Genomic DNA, 16,774 nt, shown 5'->3' on the forward strand with positions numbered 1-16,774 from the left:
AAGACATTGGTCGAAGGAGAATGGGAACGCGTTCAACGCGTGTCGGCGCGCTTGGCAGATTTGCGGCGAGAGGCCGCACGCGTTTTTGTGGCTGTCGTTCGCGAGGCCGCAGTCCTGGCACGCCGGCGGCGAGGCGCTTTCCGCGCCGGCTTGTCATCGAACAAGCCGAATGTCGGAATATGTGAAGCGATCGCTCCGGGTGCGGCTGCCATGGTCTTTTTCAGCCCGGCCAATGCGCCGGTGTTGTTCATGACTTGCCCGAGCAGAACACCCATCTGAAAGGCCGCGGCCGCGCTCAGACGCGAATGACTGGCGATCGTGTCGCTGATGCGCCCAATGAGATCATCGGAATGGGACGATTGGGTAGTGCGGGCGGTGCGGGCCATAACAGTCTCCTGATCGCTGGAACCATGCCCTTCAAGTCGGGCCTCCGGGTTCCAGTTCCGTAAGGCGTGTGTTTGCCCTGACCTAACGTTCGTCGCCGACCCACCAGTTGCGGTAAGGCGGATCGTCATCCGTTGCTGTCGGAAGCCGGCGAAGATCCGAAATATCGAACGGCATCCGCGTATTCCGGTTGGATTCCGCCTCCCTCTGGTCGGTTTGCCGGTGCTTTTCTGGAGTTTCTGGATCGTTCATTGCTCGCTCATGCTCGTCATCATGGATTTTTATTGCGGTGCGGCTGCTCCCAATGAAGTTGCCTCGGTTGGAGAATGCGCCCGGACCGTGACTGGTTCCGGACGGCAGTGTGTCAAATTTCAAAGATTGCCTGATGCCCGACCGGAACGTCACCTCGGCTGTGACGTTGGCTGCCCAAGGGAGCGCCGCCGGCGGTCCCATGGATCTCATCACAAAAAGAAAGGAAGCCGCCTATGGGCCTGTTTTCCGCCGACATCAAAACCATGAACGATCTTTACGTCCACCAGCTTCAGGACATCTATTACGCCGAGAAGCAGATCCTGAAATCGTTGCCGGACATGATTGGCAAGGCCAGCGATCGAGATCTGAAGAACGGTCTGCAGAAGCATCTTCAGGAAACGGAAAACCACGTCGCGCGCCTGGAACAGGTGTTCAAGCTGCAGGATCTGAAGCCGAAGGCCGTGGATTGTCCGGCCATCGACGGCATTATCGATGAGGCCGAGGAAGTATCCGGCGAGGTCGAGGACAAGGAAGTACTCGATGCTGCTATCATCGCTGCGGCGCAGGCGGTCGAGCATTATGAAATCACGAAATACGGGACACTGATCGCATGGGCGCATCAGTTGGGGCGCGATGATGCCGCCGCGATCATGACGAAGACGCTCGAGGAAGAGAAAGCTGCTGACAAGAAACTGACGTCAGTTGCCGAAGCGAAGGTGAACCGGAAGGCAGCGAGCTGATCGCAGCCATCGGTCATTCAACGAAAAGCGCCGGTCGAAAGACCGGCGCTTCCTTTGTTGCGTCTTGATCGCAGGTCAGCAACCCGCAGGGATAGATGAATCAATCCGCGGCGCGCCGGCCACCGAACCACTGGTGCCGGTCGTTGCGCCACTTGCGGCAGAGCCGGTCGCGCAGGGGCGGGCATTAGGCAATGGCGCCGGCTGTGAGACGACAGGCGCGCCGCTGATATTCGGTACACTCGGTCGCGACGCTGCATTCGGATTACTGGGGCTCACCGCACCGGGAATTGGCGATTGAGTTGGACGGCTTGGTCGGCTTGCCGTTCCAGACATTGTGCCCGTTCCCGGCATTTGTCCGGTCATGCCCGGTGTGGTCATTCCAGGACTGACGCGTCCGGGTCCGGGAGTTGCCGGGGCGACGCCGGGCGGTGCCGATCCCGGAGTTAAGGACGGCGCGGTTGCGGTGCCGGTCGGGGTGCCGCTGGAAATCCCGGACGAGACGCCGGACGATCCTGTCCCGGTGCTTTGGGCATACGCCGAAACGCTCATGATCGCGGCAAATCCTGCCGCCAGGATAATTTTTTGTGACATTATTTTGTCTCCCTCATCTTCTCTCCCTCAAGCGCTCTCCCCCTAAGGGCATTCCTCGACATCAGGCCAACGTGCTGGCTATCGGCCAGTTCCGGATAAGTTCCGTGCGAAGGTCAGCCATGTGCTAAGGACGGCAAAAAAGAGGACGGTGATGGATCAGGCTACCGGCGAGACCGCGGACATTGAATATTCGTACAAGCCGTCGCTCATGGGCGGGGGGTGGACTTTCCGGCTCGCACCGGATGGCCTGCAATGGTCGGTCGGCGCGCTGACGGGGCAGGTGGCTTATCGGGACATCCGCCGCATTCGGATGTCGTTTCGGCCGGTGACCATGCAATCCTACCGTTTCCTCACGGAAGTCTGGTCGGATCGAAATCCGAAGCTGTCGATTGTTTCGTCATCGTGGAAGTCGCTAACCGAACAAGAACGGCTTGACGAAGCTTACACCCGCTTTGTCGTCGGGCTGCATGAGAAGATTGCTGCCGAAAAGGGGAACCCGCAATTGCAGGCCGGCGCGGCGGCATTTCTGTATTGGCCGGGTGCTATGATCTTCGTCGCGATTTGTCTGGCGACGATCGGAATATTGGTGCGTGCGTTGCAACAGGGCGAAACGACGGCCACGCTGCTCCTGTTGGCATTTTTTGCGTTTCTCGTTTGGCAGCTTGGCCGCTTCTTCAAGCGCAATCTGCCGCGCCACTATACGCTCGATGCCATTCCCAATGACGTGCTGCCGATCTCGCGCGGCTAATCTCGCAGCACCAGCACCGAGCACGTCGCGTATCGCACAACGTGGCCGGCGTTCGAACCGAGGAAATAGCTGCGCATGTCCGGCCGGTGTGAGGTCATTACGATAAGGTCGGCATTGATGGCTTTGGCCTCCTCGATGACCTCATGATAGATGCCGCCCTGGCGTACAGTCGCCGATATTCTGTCCGGTCCAAGGCCGCTGTCGTCGGCCAGTTTCCTCACGGCTTCATCGGCCGATTGGCGCTGCTGTTCGTCAAAATCCGGCGGCACATATTCGGCCAGCATGACAGGTGTCATCGGCAGCACATTGACGATACGCACCGAACCGGACGACGCACGCGCCATGGCGATGGCGGTATCGATGGCCGGCTTGGCGAGCTCGGGTTCAGCAAGATCGACAGGAACCAGAATCCGTTTGAACATGATCAGGCCCTCCGGGTGGTGCTCTAAAAGTCTAATCGTCCTCGCCGCCGATGGCACGCGGCGTCACAAAGCGTTCAAGACGTCCGCTGCCCGGCCCAATGGCCGACCAGCTTTTGACGTCGAAATCGATCACGGCCAGCGCGGCGGTTGGAAATTTTGCAGACAGCTTTGCGCGCGCGCGTTTGTCGCCAGATCCGACGAGCAACATGGCCGTCTCGTGTAATCCAGGGTTGTGTCCGACAATCAGGAGGGTTTTGGCAGAGGAGGGCGCCTTCGCAATCGCCGCCAGGATAGCCTCGGGTTCGGCTTCATAGATGCGTTCTTCATAGCTCGCCGGCGGCTTCTGCGGAAAAGCCTCGGCAACCAGCCGCAAGGTCTCGCGGGTTCGGACAGCTGTGGATACGATGGCTTGGTCCGGCACGAGGGCCTGACTGGCCATATAACGGCCCATGAGCGGGGCTGCTGTCTCTCCCCGTAAGGCCAATCCGCGTTGGTGATCGGTCTGGCCGGAGACCGACCAGTCTGATTTGGCGTGGCGGAGCAGCATCAGGCGGCGCATGCGTTATGAAGCCGGAGTAGGATTCGCATGGAAAAGGCTAGCATGTCATCGGATACCGCAAGCGGGCAAACCCCTGGTGAGCCACAGGTTGTCGCACCGCAGGATGCCCTGTACGGCGAGACTTATTTCGCCGCCACGGCGGTCGAGATGCCAAAGCGACCGCCGCTCACGCAGGATATCGACGTCGACATCTGCGTGATCGGCGGCGGCCTTGCCGGCTTGACCACCGCGTACGAGATGGCGCGTCGCGGCTGGTCGGTGGCCGTATTGGAAAGCCGGCGTGTCGCCTGGAACGCCTCCGGACGAAATACCGGATTCGTGCTGCCCGGCTTTGGCCAGAGCGTCGACAAGATCGTTGAGCGCGTTGGACCAGATCACGCGCGGGAATTATGGACGTTGTCACAAGGCGGCGTCGACTATGTCCGGCAGACCATCGCCGAAAGCGAGATGCAGGGAATTGCGCCGAGCGAGGGCTGGTTGCACGTCTCCAAAACAGATCGCGCGCGGCAGGTGAGCGATGACGCGGATCTGCTGCGCAGTCTCGGTGCCGATATCGAAGTCTGGCCGGAACGTCTTGTCCGCTCGAAGCTGAAAAGCGATCGCTATTTTCAGGCGATCCATTTTCCGACGGCGTTCAATATTCACCCGCTCAACTATGCGGCCGGGCTTGCGAAGCTTGCAGAAGACGCAGGCGTGCGGATTTTCGAAGAGACACGGGCGTTGTCGATCGACCCGGCGGGCGTGCGCAAACGTATCGAGACCGCGAATGGCCGTGTTCGCGCCGCGCGTATCGTGCTGGCCGGCAATGTCCATCTTGGTGAACTGATGCCGGAGATTGCGCAGACGCTGATGCCGGTGCACACCTTTGTCATCGTGACGAAGCCGCTCGGCGCTACCTTGTCGGAGGCGATCGACTATCCGGGCTCGGTGAGCGACACCGATTGGGCCGACAGTCACTACCGCATCGTGGGTGGTGACCGGCTGATGTGGTGTGGCCGCATGACGGTGTGGGACGCGCATCCGCGCCGGTTCGGCCGCAAGCTGCGCCGCGATCTGCGCAACCGATTTCCGCAATTGGCAGATGCCGAGATCGACTATGCCTGGGCGGGAACGCTCGGCCTCTCGGTCCATCGCATGCCGCAGATCGGCGAGTTGTCTTCAGGGGTGTGGCTCGCGAGCGGGTTCGGCGGTCACGGCATCAACACGACGGCAATGGCGGGCAATCTCATTACGCGCGCGATGACGGAAGGCGATGACCGCTGGCGGTTGTTTCAGCCATTTGAACTGGTCTGGGCCGGCGGCCGTGCAGGCCGCATCGTGCTGCAGACGGCTTATTGGGGGCAGCGCAAATACGAGACATGGGCGTCAGGCCGCTCGCACGGCAGCGAGGTGAGGCGTATCCGCGCCGATGCCAGAGCGAAAAAGGAGGCCGCTGCCGCTGCCGAGCGGCTTCAGGCGGAAACGGATGCTGCGGAGACAGCGCGGATCGCAGCCGGCCAGATCGGGACGCATACGGACCAGCAGGTAGTTTATGCCGAGGACATGGCGACAGCGGGAGTCGATCAGGCCGATGATTCACGCTTCGCGCGACGCCTGCGCAAGTGGAGAGACCGGACCTGATCTTTGCCTAGAGTCTTTCCGGCTTTGATGGAATCAAAGCCGGGCTAGCTTATTGTTTTGACGCATTTTCTTCACGCGAACCGGTACCCACTTCGCTCGAAAATGCTTTAGCGTCACGCCGTTTTCAGCGGCTCTCGCGCCGTGCCATGAACGCCAGCCGCTCGAACAGATGCACATCCTGCTCGTTTTTTAGCAACGCACCATGCAATGGCGGAATGAGTTTCTTCGGATCGCGCTCGCGCAGAGTCTCGGGGCCGATATCCTCGACCATCAGGAGTTTCAGCCAGTCGAGCAGTTCAGACGTTGACGGCTTCTTCTTCAATCCCGGAACGTCGCGGATTTCATAAAACAGCTTCAACGCTTCAGCCACCAGGCGCTGCTTGACGCTTGGAAAATGCACGTCGACGATCGCGCGCATGGTTTCGGCATCGGGGAAGCGGATGTAATGGAAGAAACACCGGCGCAGGAACGCGTCCGGCAATTCCTTTTCGTTGTTGGAGGTGATGACGACGACCGGCCGCTGCTGCGCCTTCACCGTCTCTCCTGTCTCGTAGACAAAGAATTCCATCCGGTCGAGCTCCTGCAGGAGGTCGTTCGGGAATTCGATATCGGCCTTGTCGATTTCGTCGATCAGAAGGACAGGGCGCTTGGGGGCCGAGAAGGCATCCCACAATTTGCCGCGCTTGATGTAGTTGCGGATGTCCTTGACGCGCTCGTCGCCGAGCTGGCTATCGCGCAAACGCGACACTGCGTCATATTCATACAGGCCTTGCTGCGCTTTGGTGGTGGACTTCACGTGCCATTCCAGCAGAGGCGCATCCACGGCCTTGGCGATCTCCTGCGCCAGCACGGTCTTGCCGGTTCCCGGTTCACCCTTCACGAGGAGCGGCCGCTCCAGCGCAATGGCCGCATTGACCGCAACCCGCAGATCGTCGGTGGCGACGTAAGCCTTAGTGCCTTCAAAACGCATGATTATTCCTTGAAACCTGATGTCGCGGCGGACACTAGCCGGCGTCTTGCACTGCGGCAATCGCTCACGGCGCCAGGCGCGACTCATGCCCGTATTTTGCCCGGCAAATTCTGCCGCCACAGTCATTGAAACGGAACTTGTTGCAGCCCGGGGCGACGCGGGAATTTCAGTAAGCTATTGATCTGACTATTTTATTTCTCTGGCATGACGCTTGCGACGTTCTTCCCCGAAGCATGCGGCCTTGGTCGGCCGCTGTCGTTCTGGAGGAAGAAGTAAATGGGTATCTTCGGCGCTCTCAATACCGCGGTCACGGGCATGCGCGCGCAGTCTTATGCGCTGGAAAACGTGTCCGGCAATATCGCCAATTCGCAGACAACCGGCTTCAAGCGGATCGATACGAGCTTTGCCGATCTGATCCCGGACAACCAGCCCAGCAAGCAATTCGCCGGCAGCGTGACCGCGAGCTCACGCATGACCAACAGCGTGCAGGGCGACATCCAGAGCGCGTCGATCGGCACCTTCATGGCAATCAACGGCGACGGCTTCTTCGTGGTTCAAAAGCCCGACAACTTCCAGGACAACCGGCCGGTCTTCGGCGGCGTCGACATGTATACCCGCCGTGGCGACTTCCAGCCTGACAAGAACGGCTATCTGGTCAACGGCGCCGGCTATTATCTGATGGGTATCCCGATCGATCCGTCAACCGGCAACGTCACCGGCAGCGTTCCGCAATTGCTGCAATTCCAGAATGACTTCATGCCGGCGCAGGCAACGACCCGCGTCGACTACCGCGCCAACCTTGCGAAATATCCGCTCACTTACCGTCATGACAAGGATGTTCCGGGCTCCGAACTGATCAATCCGGCGAACTTCTCCACTAACCCGTTGGCAGGCCCGCCGTCGCCGGCCCGCATTCTTGGCTATGGCGCGAGCCTCTCGCCCGATGCTGTCGCCGTTGCGACGGGTACGCTCGATCTGTCAGCCTTGTCTGTCGGTGCCAACGGCACGATCGAGATCAATGGGACCTCGATTGCCATCGCCGCAGGCGATGACGCGACCGCTGTGCTGAACAAGATCAATGCCGAGACCGCGACGACCGGCGTCACGGCAACACTTAACGCCTCAAACCGATTGGTTCTGACCAGCGGCGATGCCGATACCAATATCGCAATCGGTGGCGGTTCGACTCTCTCGCTGCTCAATGAGTTGGGCGTATCCGTCGGTACAACCAATGCCACAAATCTGCTCACGCAGAGTGCGGCTTCTGCCGGTCAGACCCTGGTCTTCCAGGTTGGCGCAAATCCTCCGCTGACGATCACCTTCGGTACGGGCGCTGGTCAGGTTTCCACACTCGCGGAGCTTGCAACGGCGCTCGGCGGGCTGACTGGCGGTACCGGGGCGGTCAATGCCACCAATGGCAATATCACCGTGACGGCCGGCACCATGACAGAGCAGGTCACAGTCTCAGGCTCCGCAACAACGGCCAATTTCGGCATCCGCACGCTCACCGGTCTGCCGTCGAACGGTAACGTCATTGCCAACGATGTGCAGACATTTGTCGAATCGTCCGTCGATGGCGGCGCGATCACCGTCTATGACATTTCCGGTACACCGGTGAATATCCAGTTGCGCTGGGCCAAGGTCGAGAGCGCGCTCTATGGCGGCACCGACACCTGGAATTTGTTCTATCAGACCAGCTCAAGCGCCACCGGAACGCAGACGGCCTGGACCAACGCCGGCGTCAATTACAAATTCGGCGCCGATAACCAGATGAATCCGCCGATTACAACGCTGGCTCTGAACAACGTTGTCATCGACGGCGTTTCGCTCGGCAATATCGAAGTGGCGCATGGCGCAGGCGGCATCACGCAGTTCGACTCCGCGCAGGGCAATGCGCAGGTCAATCTGATCCAGCAGAATGGCTTCGCTGCAGGTTCATTGGAAACAGTGACGGTCAACGACAAGGGCCGGATTGTTGGCTCTTATTCTAACGGCCGTACCATCGATCTGGCGGAAATCACGCTCGCCAGCTTCAGCGGCGCAGACTTCCTGAAGCGAGCTGACGGCGGCGCATTCGAAGTGACCGATCTCTCGGGTACGCCGACCTATGGCGCCTCCGGCAAGATTTCCGGCAACTCGCTGGAAGGCTCGAACGTCGATATCGCCGACGAATTCACCAAGCTGATCGTCACGCAGCAGGCCTATTCGGCCAATACCCGCGTCATCTCCACCGCGAACGATATGACGCAAGATCTGTTGAACATGCTGCGATAAGCGGCCCGATCGTAGCGAGGAGAACATCATGAGTCTGTCTCAGGCTCTCAATACGTCGGTCGCCGGTTTGAAGGTGGCGCAGACCGGACTGTCTGTGATCGCCTCAAACGTGGCGAATGCGGAAACACCGGGCTATGTCCGCAAAACCCTACATCAAAGTGCTGTCAGCATCGGTGCGGCAGGGGTCAGCGTACGGACCGAATCGATCAACCGCGAGCTCGACGCCTACCTGCAGCGGCAATTACGAACCGAAGCGGCGGGAGGCGCCTATGCAAGCCTCCGTGCCGATTTTTATTCGCAGTTGCAGCGCATCTACGGTGATCCCGGCGCCGAAGCGACGTTGGAAACGTCCTACAGCAATTTTACGACGGCGCTACAGGGGCTCAGTACGTCGCCGGATGCGCCGGCTGCACGGAGCGCGGTGATCAGTGCAGCGCAGGTGCTGGCGCAGCAGCTCAACAGCATGTCGACCGCCATTCAGGGGATGCGGAGCGACGCCGAGCTGGGGCTGAGCGATTCGGTTCAACGTGCCAACAACGCGATGCAGCAAATCGCGGCGATCAATCGTCAACTCGCGCTGAATACGCGGCCCGATGCTGCCACGGCATCGCTGCTCGATCAGCGTGACGCCTATATCGACGAGTTGTCTCAGTTGATGGACATCCGGGTCGTTCCCGGCGATCTCAATCAGATCAATGTCTTCACCAATTCTGGCGTCCAGTTGGTTGGAACGGATGCTGCGAAGCTCAAATTCGATCCGCAAGGAACGATGACTGCTGCGGCGCAATGGTCGCCTGACGCAGGCAAACGTACCGTCGGCACGCTGACGCTGGTAACGCCAACCGGCGGCGAAGTCGATCTGCTCATGAACGGCTCGATCCGTTCGGGGGAGATTGCAGCCTATATCGAGATGCGTGACGACATTCTGGTGCAGGCGCAGGCTCAGCTCGATGAACTCGCGGCCATGATGGCATCGGCACTCTCGGATGCCACCATTCCCAGCACAGCAGTCACATCGGGAGCCCAGACGGGCTTTGACATCGACACGGCGGGCCTTCTCAACGGCAACAAGATCAACCTGACCTATACAGACAATACCGGTCAGCAGCGCAACGTCACGATCGTTCGCGTCGATGATACGTCGGCCTTGCCTTTGTCGAACGATGCGACCGCCGATCCCAACGATACGGTGATTGGGGTGAGCTTTACCGGCGGCCTTGCAGATGTTGCACAGGCGCTGAACAGCCATTTCAACGGCAAGGTCAATTTTTCAGCCTCCGGCAACACACTGCGCATCCTCGACGATGGCGCTGCCAATAACACCACAATCAACGCAGTGACCGCGACCGTGACGCGGACGGGTTTAAGCGGGGACGGCGCGGAACTGCCTCTCTTCACCGACGGGTTCAGCGCTTATACCGGCGCCATTACAGGATCCGGTTCGCAAAGCATCGGCCTGGCCGGACGATTGACGGTCAATCCGGATCTTGTCGCCGATCCGAGCAAGCTGGTCGTTTATCAGGCTGGCACGGAGGCGGGCGATGCGACACGGCCGAACTTCATCCTCGACAAGTTGACCAAGGCTTCGGTCACATTCTCCGCCAAAACCGGCATTGGTTCGGTAGCGGCCCCGTTCAAAGGCACCATTTCATCGTTCTTGCGTCAGGTGATCAGCGTGCAGGGCGAGGCCGCCGCGAACGCTGAAAATCTGGCGATCGGTCAGAATGTCGTCGTCAATGCACTCAAGGAACGGGTGGCGGACGACTCCGCCGTTAACATCGATGTCGAGATGGCGAACCTTTTGAACCTGCAGAATGCTTACGGCGCCAATGCCCGGGTCATGTCGGTTGTGAAAGAGATGTTCGACCAACTGATGAATATGGTGTGAGGATAAGATGAGTATCGGTATCGGTACACGCTCGCTGCTGCTGACCCAGTCCCTTGTCGGAATGCGGTCGCAGATGGCCGATCTGCAGCGGCAATTCGCGACCGGAAAGCGGTCCGACGATTATGCCGGCATCGGCCTCAATCGCGGGCTGACGGTCAGCTTGCGTTCCCAACTCGCCGCAACCGCGAGTTATGGCGACACCATCACCAATCTCAATGTGCGGATCGATCTGGCGGAATCGGTCCTCTCGCGCATCGGCGAAATCGGCATGGAGACGAAGAATTCCGTCGCCGAGATGACGTCGGAGGAAGGCCGTATCAATGCGCAGGGCTCCGCCAAGTCGGCGCTCGGCGAAATGCTGGGTCTTCTCAATTCGCGTGCGGGCGACCGTTATATCTTCTCAGGGCTGGCCGCCGATACGCCATCGGTGGAATCGCTCGATATGATCATGGACGGCGATGCCGCTCACGCCGGATTCAGTCAGATCGTGTCGGAACGCCTTCAGGCCGATATGGGCAGTTCGGGCCTTGGGCGCCTGGTGATCTCATCGCCGGCGCCGGGTAGCGTCAGCATTGCCGAAGATGTGGCCGGTTCGGTGTTCGGCTTCAAATTGAATGCAATCAGCTCGACGCTGAGCGGCTCGACGGTGAGTGGCCCTGCGGCAACGCCACCCGCAGCGCCGGAGATGTCAATCGATCTCGGCGGGGTCAATCCTGCCTCCGGCGAGAAGGTCAGTTTCACATTCGATCTGCCGGACGGATCAAAGGAAACGATTACACTGACGGCAACGACAACGGTTCCGCCCGGCGCCGGTGAATTTGCCATCGGCCAGGATTCGGCCACGACGGCCACTAATCTGCAGACGAAATTACAATCGTCGATCGGAACGCTGGCCCGCACAAGCCTGACCGCCGCTTCGGCGCTGGCGGCCGCAGATAATTTCTTCAATACGGACGCAGCCAATCCGCCGCAGCGTGTCGACGGGCCGCCGTTCGATACGGCGACCGGTCTCGTCGCCGGCACCGCGTCCAACACCGTGATGTGGTACACGGGCGAAGCTGGCAGCCAGCCGGCACGCAGCACGGCGGCGGCGAGGATCGATCAGTCGATCACCGTCAACTACGGCTTGCGCGCGAACGAAGAAGGCATTCGCTGGCAGCTGCAGAATGTTGCTGCGCTTGCAGCGATCTCGATGGCTCCCGGCGATGCCGATTCTGAAGCGCGCGCGTCAGCGATGGCCTCTCGCCTGCGGACCGCGCTCGATGTGCCGCAAGGCACGCAGAGCACCGCCGATATCCGCACGGAGCTCGCGGGCGCACAAAAGTCGATCGATTCGGCGAAACAGCGTCATCAATACACCAACGCAACGCTGAGCGATTTTCTTGAGGGTATCGAAGGCATCTCGAATGAAGAAGTCGCGGCGAAAATGCTGGCGCTGCAGACCAGTCTTGAGGCCTCGATGCAGACCACGGCACGGCTGTTTCAGATGAGCATTCTCAACTACATGTAGCCTGTCTTCACGACGCAATAAAAAAGGCCCGCGATGCGGGCCTTTTTTGTCGAATGGATCTGACGTCAGGCGCGGCCGCTGAGGCCTGCTGCCAGCTGACGGTTGATGTTGATCAGGCTGCGCAGCCGCTCCGGTGCCGGATTGCCGCTGACATTCAACGTGTGATTCATCACGAAGATGCCGATATTGGCGATGTTCTGACGCAGTTCTGCCGGCAACGGATTGTCGTTGTTCGTGACCGATGTGAGAAACACCGTCCAGAGTTTGCGGTTGAACAGCAACGCGTGATCGAGCGCGCCGCGCTGGCCTTCCCAATCGTCGTGGATCATTTGCAATCGCGATGCAGCGCGCAGCAGAAGCTGGGCTTCGAGATCACGCGGACTTGCGGTCTGTTGTGCTACCGTTCCGTAGGCTTTGGCCGCATGATGCATGCGTTAACAGCTCCTGTTCGTAGTCAATCAGTTTTTTGGCTGATTTCAATGCCTTATAGAGATCGCCTGTTAAAATATGATTGTTGATCTCGGCGACGTGCGACCATGCGCTGGGTGCCGCGTCAACAATGTCCTTCATCAACGCGAAATAAACTTCGTGCTGATCGGTCGGATTGCCGCCGATATACATGAGCTGCACAGCGAGATAGATGCGCTTGGCCGGCGTATCGGCGCGGTCGGCCGTCATGATGTCTTTCTCGCGCAGGATCGGCACATTGCCGTCCACCAGAAATCGTGTCCGCTGATCGCTGTTGGTGATGACGCAGTCGCCGATCAGGATGCGTTCGTTCGGCTTCAGTTCGACCTTAAGGGCCATAGCGTGCTCCACGGAGACAGAGGGCGGTGACTGGCAAAGGCTTTGCCCGGAATCGTCCGCCCATGGCTGCGATCCTTCGGCGTTTATGGTTAAGGACGTGTAAACAAAAGCGGCGGGGGTTGCCCCCGCCGCTGGGAATTCCACTGAAAATCTGAGTGCCGCCTTATCCGAACAGGCGGAGCACTGCCTGGTCGGCCTGCGCCGAGAGCGACAAGGCGGTGGTTGAGAGGGACTGGCGGGTCTGGAGGGCCAGCATGTTGGCGCCTTCCTCGTTGGTGTCGGCGAGGACCAGATTGTCGGCGCCGGTTTCGAGTGTCTGGATCAGCGACTTGGTGAAGTTCTGGCGCGTTTCGACGGTGCCGAGCTTGGTGCCGAATGTCGCCGCCTGGGTGCGCAGCGTACGCAGCGCGGTATCGATTCTGGCCAGAACCGCATCGGTAGTGATGTTGTTCTGGAAATCGTCGCCGGTCAGCTCGGTGAGGCCGAGACCCGCCGCGGTGAAATCGACACCTTCGATATTCAGCATGCTGCTGCCGTCTTCGTTGAAAATCACCTTCAGACTGTCGCTGAGAAGCAGATTGACGCCGTTATAGGAGGAATCGCGGGCGAGGGCGTCGATCTGGGCGATCGTCTCGTTGAACTCGCGCTGATAATCGGCGCGCTGATCACTCGGACTGGTGACGGTGACGGACGGGGTGTAGACGCCGTTATTGGTTCCGACGAGGCCGAAGGTCGTCGGGGCGTTGCCGGTGCCGGTGATCGTGATGATGTCAGACGTGGTCGAGGTGATTTCGATCTGATTGCTGGCGTTGAAAGCGGCCGTAACGCCCGTGGGCAGTGTGAGCCCGCCCAGCCAGGCTGTGAGATCGGCGCGGTTGGTGGCAGCCGTGATGTTGAATGTCTGGGCTGCGCCCGAACCGATCTGGATGCTGATCGACTGTCCGGCCAGAGCGCTGAGCGTGGTGTTGGTGGCTTCATAGGCGGTTGCCGCAAAGCCGAGGTTGGTGCCGAGCGTTCCGCCGACCGTGAACTGGCCACCAGCCGCAGCGCTGATCTGCAGATTGCCGCCTGCATCGGCAACTGTAATGCCCGTCAAGCTTGAGGCCGCCACCGCGGCGGACAGCTCCGTAAGGTCGGTGAATGTGCCGTCAGCAGCAACGGCTCCAGCGGCGACCTTGCGGAATGTCGCTGTGTTGGTGCCATCGTTGATCGTCAGCGTGTCGCCATCAACATTGGCGGTCGCCGTTCCTTGTGCAGCGGCGGTGCCGCCGACTGTAAAGCTTTGGGTGAAGTTGCCCTTGATCGAGATCGTGCCACCAGCCTCGGTGACGTCTACGGCGGTGCCAAAAGCACTTTGAATCGCCGTTGCAAAATCAGCAGCCGTCGTGAAGCCGATATTGCCAGGAGAGACGCCATCGGTACCCGTGTCGGATTCGAAGCTGACCGTGACACCACCGAAGGTCAGGGAGAAGGTCTGACCGTCGGCCCAGTCGGTCGCCAGGTCGGTTGCGTCGATCACCACTTCCGATTGGACCGAGGCTGTCGCAGCGGCAATGCTGGTCGTAAAGTTCGCCGTGCTGGTCGCTGTAGCCGGCACATCCGGTGCAATGGCAGCCCCGGTGATCGTCTGATTGTAGGTCGCGACCGGCTGGCTGGTCTGTCGCGCCTGTTTGGCGAGCGACTTGGCTGATTCCACCAGCTTGGTGATGGCGGTGATGCCGATATCGGCCTGCTCGATGGTCTTTTGCGACTGACCGATTGCATCGAGCAGCGCGTTCATGTCACCGGCGCGGTTGTTCAGCGCGGCTGCGGTGAAATAGTTGAAAGGATTGTCGAGTGCGGTGTTGACCTTCTTGCCGGTGGCGAGCCGGTTCTGGGTCAAGGCCATAAGGTCTGCAGTATTCTGCAGCGAAAGCAGGTTTTTCCGGACGCCAGCGGACAGAACGATATCGCCCATAATGGGATTCCCTTTTATCGAAATGAATCGGTGCCGCTTATGCGGTTCGCTTCGCCTCGATAATCTTCTGGTAACCCTAATGGCCGGTAAAAAAATCCTTTCGCAGAAGTTAACGCACGCAAGCAAAAAGAAACGGCGGGGTTAACCCCCGCCGTTTCCCAGTCCGGAAAAGCCTTTCTGGCTTAGAACAGACGCAGCACCGCCTGGTCGGCCTGCGCGGAGAGCGACAGAGCCGTGGTGGAGAGCTGTTGACGGGTCTGCAGGGCGAGAAGGTTCGCACCTTCTTCGTTGGTGTCGGCGAGCACGAGTGCGTCGGCGCCGACCTGCAGGTTGTTGACCATGTTCTTGGTGAAGTCCTGACGGGTCTGCACCGTGGTCAGGTTCGAGCCGAACTTGGAGGCCTGGGTCCGCAGGCTGGACAAGGCGGCATCGATTTTCGTCAGAACCTCGTCGATCTGGCCGTTGGTCTGGAACTCGTTTCCATTCAGTGCGGTCAGGCCGAGCGACGTCGAGTCGAAGCTCACCCCTTTGATGGTCAGCGAGCTCGAGCCGTCTTCGTTGAACGCCACCTTGAGCTCGTCGCCGTTCAGCAGGTTGATGCCGTTATACGACGCATCCGAAGCCAGCGTATCGATCTGCTTGAGCAGGTCATTGTACTGGTTCTGATAGGTCGTACGGGTATCGCTGAAGGTTGGAACCGTCGCCGTCGGGGAGTGTACGCCATCCTCGTCGGTCAAGCCGAGCGCGGTGTTCACAGCAGCGTTGCTGCCATTGACGGTGATCTTCTCCTTCGATGTCGAAGTCACCGACAATACGCCAGCGCCCGAGATCGATGCAGTAACACCCGTGCCCAATTCCAGATCGCCAACCCACTCCTCCAGGTCGGCGCGGGTTGTCGTCGCCGTGAAGGTGAAGGTGTTCGCATCTTCATCGCCGACCTGGATGGTGAGCGACTGACCCGCGAGAGCGCCGAGAGTCGTGTTGGTCGCTTCATAGGCAGTCGCCGCAAAGCCAAAGTCTGTGCCGAGCGTGCCACCAACCGTGAATTGGCCGCCAGCAGCAGCACTGATCTGCAGGTTGCTGCCCGAAGCTGCGGCCGTGATGCCGGTCAGATTGGAGGCCGTCACAGCAGCGCTTAGTTCCGCCAGATTGCTGAAGGTGCCGTCAGCCGCAACAGCGCCCGACGCCACCTTACGGAAGGTCGCCGTGTTGGTGCCGTCGTTGATCGTCAGCGTGTCGCCGTCGACAGCAGCAGTGTCTGTGCCTTGGGCGGCAGCCGAGCCACCAACGGTGAAGCTCTGGGTGAAGTTACCGGCGACCGTGATGTTGCCGGCGCCATCGTCGCTGACGCTGACTGCGTCGCCAAAAGCCGACTGAATGGCCGCTGCGAGTTCGTCTGCATCGGTAAAGCCAATGTTACCGGCGCCTACGCCATCAGTGCCGGTATCGGATTCGAAGGTCGCCGTTACGCCACCAAAGGTGAGAGAGAAGGTTTGTCCGTCAGCCCAGTCGGTGGCGAGATCGGTTGCGTCGATTGCGACTGACGACTGGACCGAGGCGGTCGCAGCAGCAATTGTTGCCGTGAAAGTTGACGTGCTAGTGGCGGTCGCGTTGGTATCGGCGGCAATCGCGGTTCCAGCGATGTTCAGAGCATAAGTAGCTGCCGGAGCCGAAGACTGCTGGGCCTGCTTGGCGAGCGACTTGGCCGATTCGACCAGCTTGGTCAGCGAGGTGATGCCGGTGTCCGCGGCCTTCAGGGTCTGCTGAGCCTGGTTGATCGAATCCAGCAGCGTGCTCAGATCGCTGGCGCGATTGTTGAGCGATTGGGAAGTGAAGAAGCTTGCGGGATTGTCGAGTGCCGAGTTGACCTTCTTGCCGGTCGCCAGGCGGTTCTGCGTCATGCTCATGAGCTGAGCGGTCGACTGCAGGGAGAGGAGGTTCTGACGAACCGAAGAGGAGAGAGTGATATCGGAAGCCATTGTAACGCAACCTTTCTGGTTCACTTAGAAACGCCGATCCATCCGTGGATCGCATCGGTTTGATCGCATGGCC

The 16,774-nt window shown here is 59.9% G+C and carries 15 protein-coding genes; 6 read left to right on the plus strand and 9 right to left on the minus strand.

The window, feature by feature from the left end; all coding sequences use genetic code 11:
* Positions 1-32 precede the first annotated feature (32 nt).
* Both CAK95_RS18075 and CAK95_RS18080 read right to left on the minus strand, forming a co-directional pair.
* On the minus strand, positions 33-386 hold the full coding sequence (locus CAK95_RS18075; protein ID WP_086089174.1) for a hypothetical protein: 354 nt from the start codon (positions 384-386) through the stop codon (positions 33-35).
* Positions 387-468: 82 nt separating this feature from the next.
* Positions 469-837, minus strand: coding sequence for a hypothetical protein (locus tag CAK95_RS18080; RefSeq protein WP_086089175.1), 369 nt, complete (start codon positions 835-837; stop codon positions 469-471).
* Between the two features lie 32 nt (positions 838-869).
* On the opposite strand from CAK95_RS18080, the gene CAK95_RS18085 reads away from it, so the two are divergent.
* The gene (locus CAK95_RS18085; RefSeq protein WP_086089176.1) at positions 870-1,376 is read left to right on the plus strand and encodes a YciE/YciF ferroxidase family protein; all 507 of its coding nucleotides are present in this window, start codon (positions 870-872) and stop codon (positions 1,374-1,376) included.
* Between the two features lie 742 nt (positions 1,377-2,118).
* Positions 2,119-2,715, plus strand: coding sequence for a hypothetical protein (locus tag CAK95_RS18095; protein ID WP_086089178.1), 597 nt, complete (start codon positions 2,119-2,121; stop codon positions 2,713-2,715).
* Here the strand turns inward: CAK95_RS18095 and CAK95_RS18100 are convergent.
* Together CAK95_RS18100 and CAK95_RS18105 are read right to left on the minus strand one after the other, a co-directional pair.
* Positions 2,712-3,137, minus strand: coding sequence for a universal stress protein (locus tag CAK95_RS18100; RefSeq protein WP_086089179.1), 426 nt, complete (start codon positions 3,135-3,137; stop codon positions 2,712-2,714). The two genes, CAK95_RS18095 and CAK95_RS18100, sit on opposite strands and share 4 nt — an antisense overlap.
* 31 nt (positions 3,138-3,168) lie before the next feature.
* Positions 3,169-3,696: a SixA phosphatase family protein gene (locus CAK95_RS18105; RefSeq protein ID WP_086089180.1), complete on the minus strand. Its 528-nt coding sequence runs from the start codon at positions 3,694-3,696 to the stop codon at positions 3,169-3,171.
* Between the two features lie 27 nt (positions 3,697-3,723).
* Between CAK95_RS18105 and CAK95_RS18110 the strand changes: the two genes are divergently transcribed.
* Entirely contained in the window at positions 3,724-5,316 is a 1,593-nt protein-coding gene (locus tag CAK95_RS18110) for an NAD(P)/FAD-dependent oxidoreductase (RefSeq protein WP_086089181.1), read from the plus strand.
* Positions 5,317-5,440: 124 nt separating this feature from the next.
* On the opposite strand, the gene CAK95_RS18115 is transcribed toward CAK95_RS18110, so the two are convergent.
* Entirely contained in the window at positions 5,441-6,286 is an 846-nt protein-coding gene (locus CAK95_RS18115) for an AAA family ATPase (protein ID WP_198343735.1), read from the minus strand.
* A gap of 276 nt (positions 6,287-6,562) precedes the next feature.
* Here CAK95_RS18115 and CAK95_RS18120 point away from each other — a divergent pair, with 276 nt between their 5' ends.
* The 3 genes from CAK95_RS18120 to CAK95_RS18130 are packed head-to-tail and all read left to right on the plus strand — an operon-like array spanning position 6,563 to position 11,958.
* The gene (locus tag CAK95_RS18120; protein ID WP_086089182.1) at positions 6,563-8,560 is read left to right on the plus strand and encodes a flagellar hook-basal body complex protein; all 1,998 of its coding nucleotides are present in this window, start codon (positions 6,563-6,565) and stop codon (positions 8,558-8,560) included.
* 28 nt (positions 8,561-8,588) lie between these two features.
* Entirely contained in the window at positions 8,589-10,448 is a 1,860-nt protein-coding gene (flgK, locus tag CAK95_RS18125) for a flagellar hook-associated protein FlgK (RefSeq protein ID WP_086089183.1), read from the plus strand.
* A gap of 7 nt (positions 10,449-10,455) precedes the next feature.
* On the plus strand, positions 10,456-11,958 hold the full coding sequence (locus CAK95_RS18130) for a hypothetical protein (protein ID WP_086089184.1): 1,503 nt from the start codon (positions 10,456-10,458) through the stop codon (positions 11,956-11,958).
* Between the two features lie 65 nt (positions 11,959-12,023).
* On the opposite strand, the gene flaF is transcribed toward CAK95_RS18130, so the two are convergent.
* The 4 genes from flaF to CAK95_RS18150 form a co-directional block, all read right to left on the minus strand.
* Positions 12,024-12,389 (minus strand): flagellar biosynthesis regulator FlaF, encoded by a 366-nt coding sequence (flaF, locus tag CAK95_RS18135; protein WP_086089185.1) that lies wholly within the window; start codon positions 12,387-12,389, stop codon positions 12,024-12,026.
* Complete coding sequence (gene flbT, locus CAK95_RS18140) at positions 12,331-12,765, minus strand: flagellar biosynthesis repressor FlbT (RefSeq protein ID WP_086089186.1); 435 nt, start codon at positions 12,763-12,765, stop codon at positions 12,331-12,333. Before flbT ends, flaF begins: the two co-directional genes overlap by 59 nt.
* Positions 12,766-12,928: 163 nt before the next feature.
* Entirely contained in the window at positions 12,929-14,722 is a 1,794-nt protein-coding gene (locus tag CAK95_RS18145) for a flagellin N-terminal helical domain-containing protein (protein ID WP_086089187.1), read from the minus strand.
* A gap of 182 nt (positions 14,723-14,904) precedes the next feature.
* On the minus strand, positions 14,905-16,701 hold the full coding sequence (locus tag CAK95_RS18150; protein ID WP_086089188.1) for a flagellin N-terminal helical domain-containing protein: 1,797 nt from the start codon (positions 16,699-16,701) through the stop codon (positions 14,905-14,907).
* Positions 16,702-16,774: the final 73 nt, after the last annotated feature.

The sequence above is a fragment of the Pseudorhodoplanes sinuspersici genome, from assembly GCF_002119765.1.
GTDB classification, from domain to species: Bacteria; Pseudomonadota; Alphaproteobacteria; order Rhizobiales; family Xanthobacteraceae; genus Pseudorhodoplanes; species Pseudorhodoplanes sinuspersici.

What these genes read in the sequence shown, in the direction of transcription:
- CAK95_RS18105 (WP_086089180.1), bottom strand. Translation starts at nt 3,696, where the DNA reads ATGCGCCGCCTGATGCTGCTCCGCCACGCCAAATCAGACTGGTCGGTC.
- CAK95_RS18145 (WP_086089187.1), bottom strand. Translation starts at nt 14,722, where the DNA reads ATGGGCGATATCGTTCTGTCCGCTGGCGTCCGGAAAAACCTGCTTTCG.
- CAK95_RS18100 (WP_086089179.1), bottom strand. Translation starts at nt 3,137, where the DNA reads ATGTTCAAACGGATTCTGGTTCCTGTCGATCTTGCTGAACCCGAGCTC.
- flbT (WP_086089186.1), bottom strand. Translation starts at nt 12,765, where the DNA reads ATGGCCCTTAAGGTCGAACTGAAGCCGAACGAACGCATCCTGATCGGC.
- CAK95_RS18085 (WP_086089176.1), top strand. Translation starts at nt 870, where the DNA reads ATGGGCCTGTTTTCCGCCGACATCAAAACCATGAACGATCTTTACGTC.
- CAK95_RS18095 (WP_086089178.1), top strand. Translation starts at nt 2,119, where the DNA reads ATGGATCAGGCTACCGGCGAGACCGCGGACATTGAATATTCGTACAAG.
- CAK95_RS18075 (WP_086089174.1), bottom strand. Translation starts at nt 386, where the DNA reads ATGGCCCGCACCGCCCGCACTACCCAATCGTCCCATTCCGATGATCTC.
- CAK95_RS18080 (WP_086089175.1), bottom strand. Translation starts at nt 837, where the DNA reads ATGGGACCGCCGGCGGCGCTCCCTTGGGCAGCCAACGTCACAGCCGAG.
- CAK95_RS18130 (WP_086089184.1), top strand. Translation starts at nt 10,456, where the DNA reads ATGAGTATCGGTATCGGTACACGCTCGCTGCTGCTGACCCAGTCCCTT.
- flgK (WP_086089183.1), top strand. Translation starts at nt 8,589, where the DNA reads ATGAGTCTGTCTCAGGCTCTCAATACGTCGGTCGCCGGTTTGAAGGTG.
- CAK95_RS18120 (WP_086089182.1), top strand. Translation starts at nt 6,563, where the DNA reads ATGGGTATCTTCGGCGCTCTCAATACCGCGGTCACGGGCATGCGCGCG.
- flaF (WP_086089185.1), bottom strand. Translation starts at nt 12,389, where the DNA reads ATGCATCATGCGGCCAAAGCCTACGGAACGGTAGCACAACAGACCGCA.
- CAK95_RS18115 (WP_198343735.1), bottom strand. Translation starts at nt 6,286, where the DNA reads ATGCGTTTTGAAGGCACTAAGGCTTACGTCGCCACCGACGATCTGCGG.
- CAK95_RS18150 (WP_086089188.1), bottom strand. Translation starts at nt 16,701, where the DNA reads ATGGCTTCCGATATCACTCTCTCCTCTTCGGTTCGTCAGAACCTCCTC.
- CAK95_RS18110 (WP_086089181.1), top strand. Translation starts at nt 3,724, where the DNA reads ATGGAAAAGGCTAGCATGTCATCGGATACCGCAAGCGGGCAAACCCCT.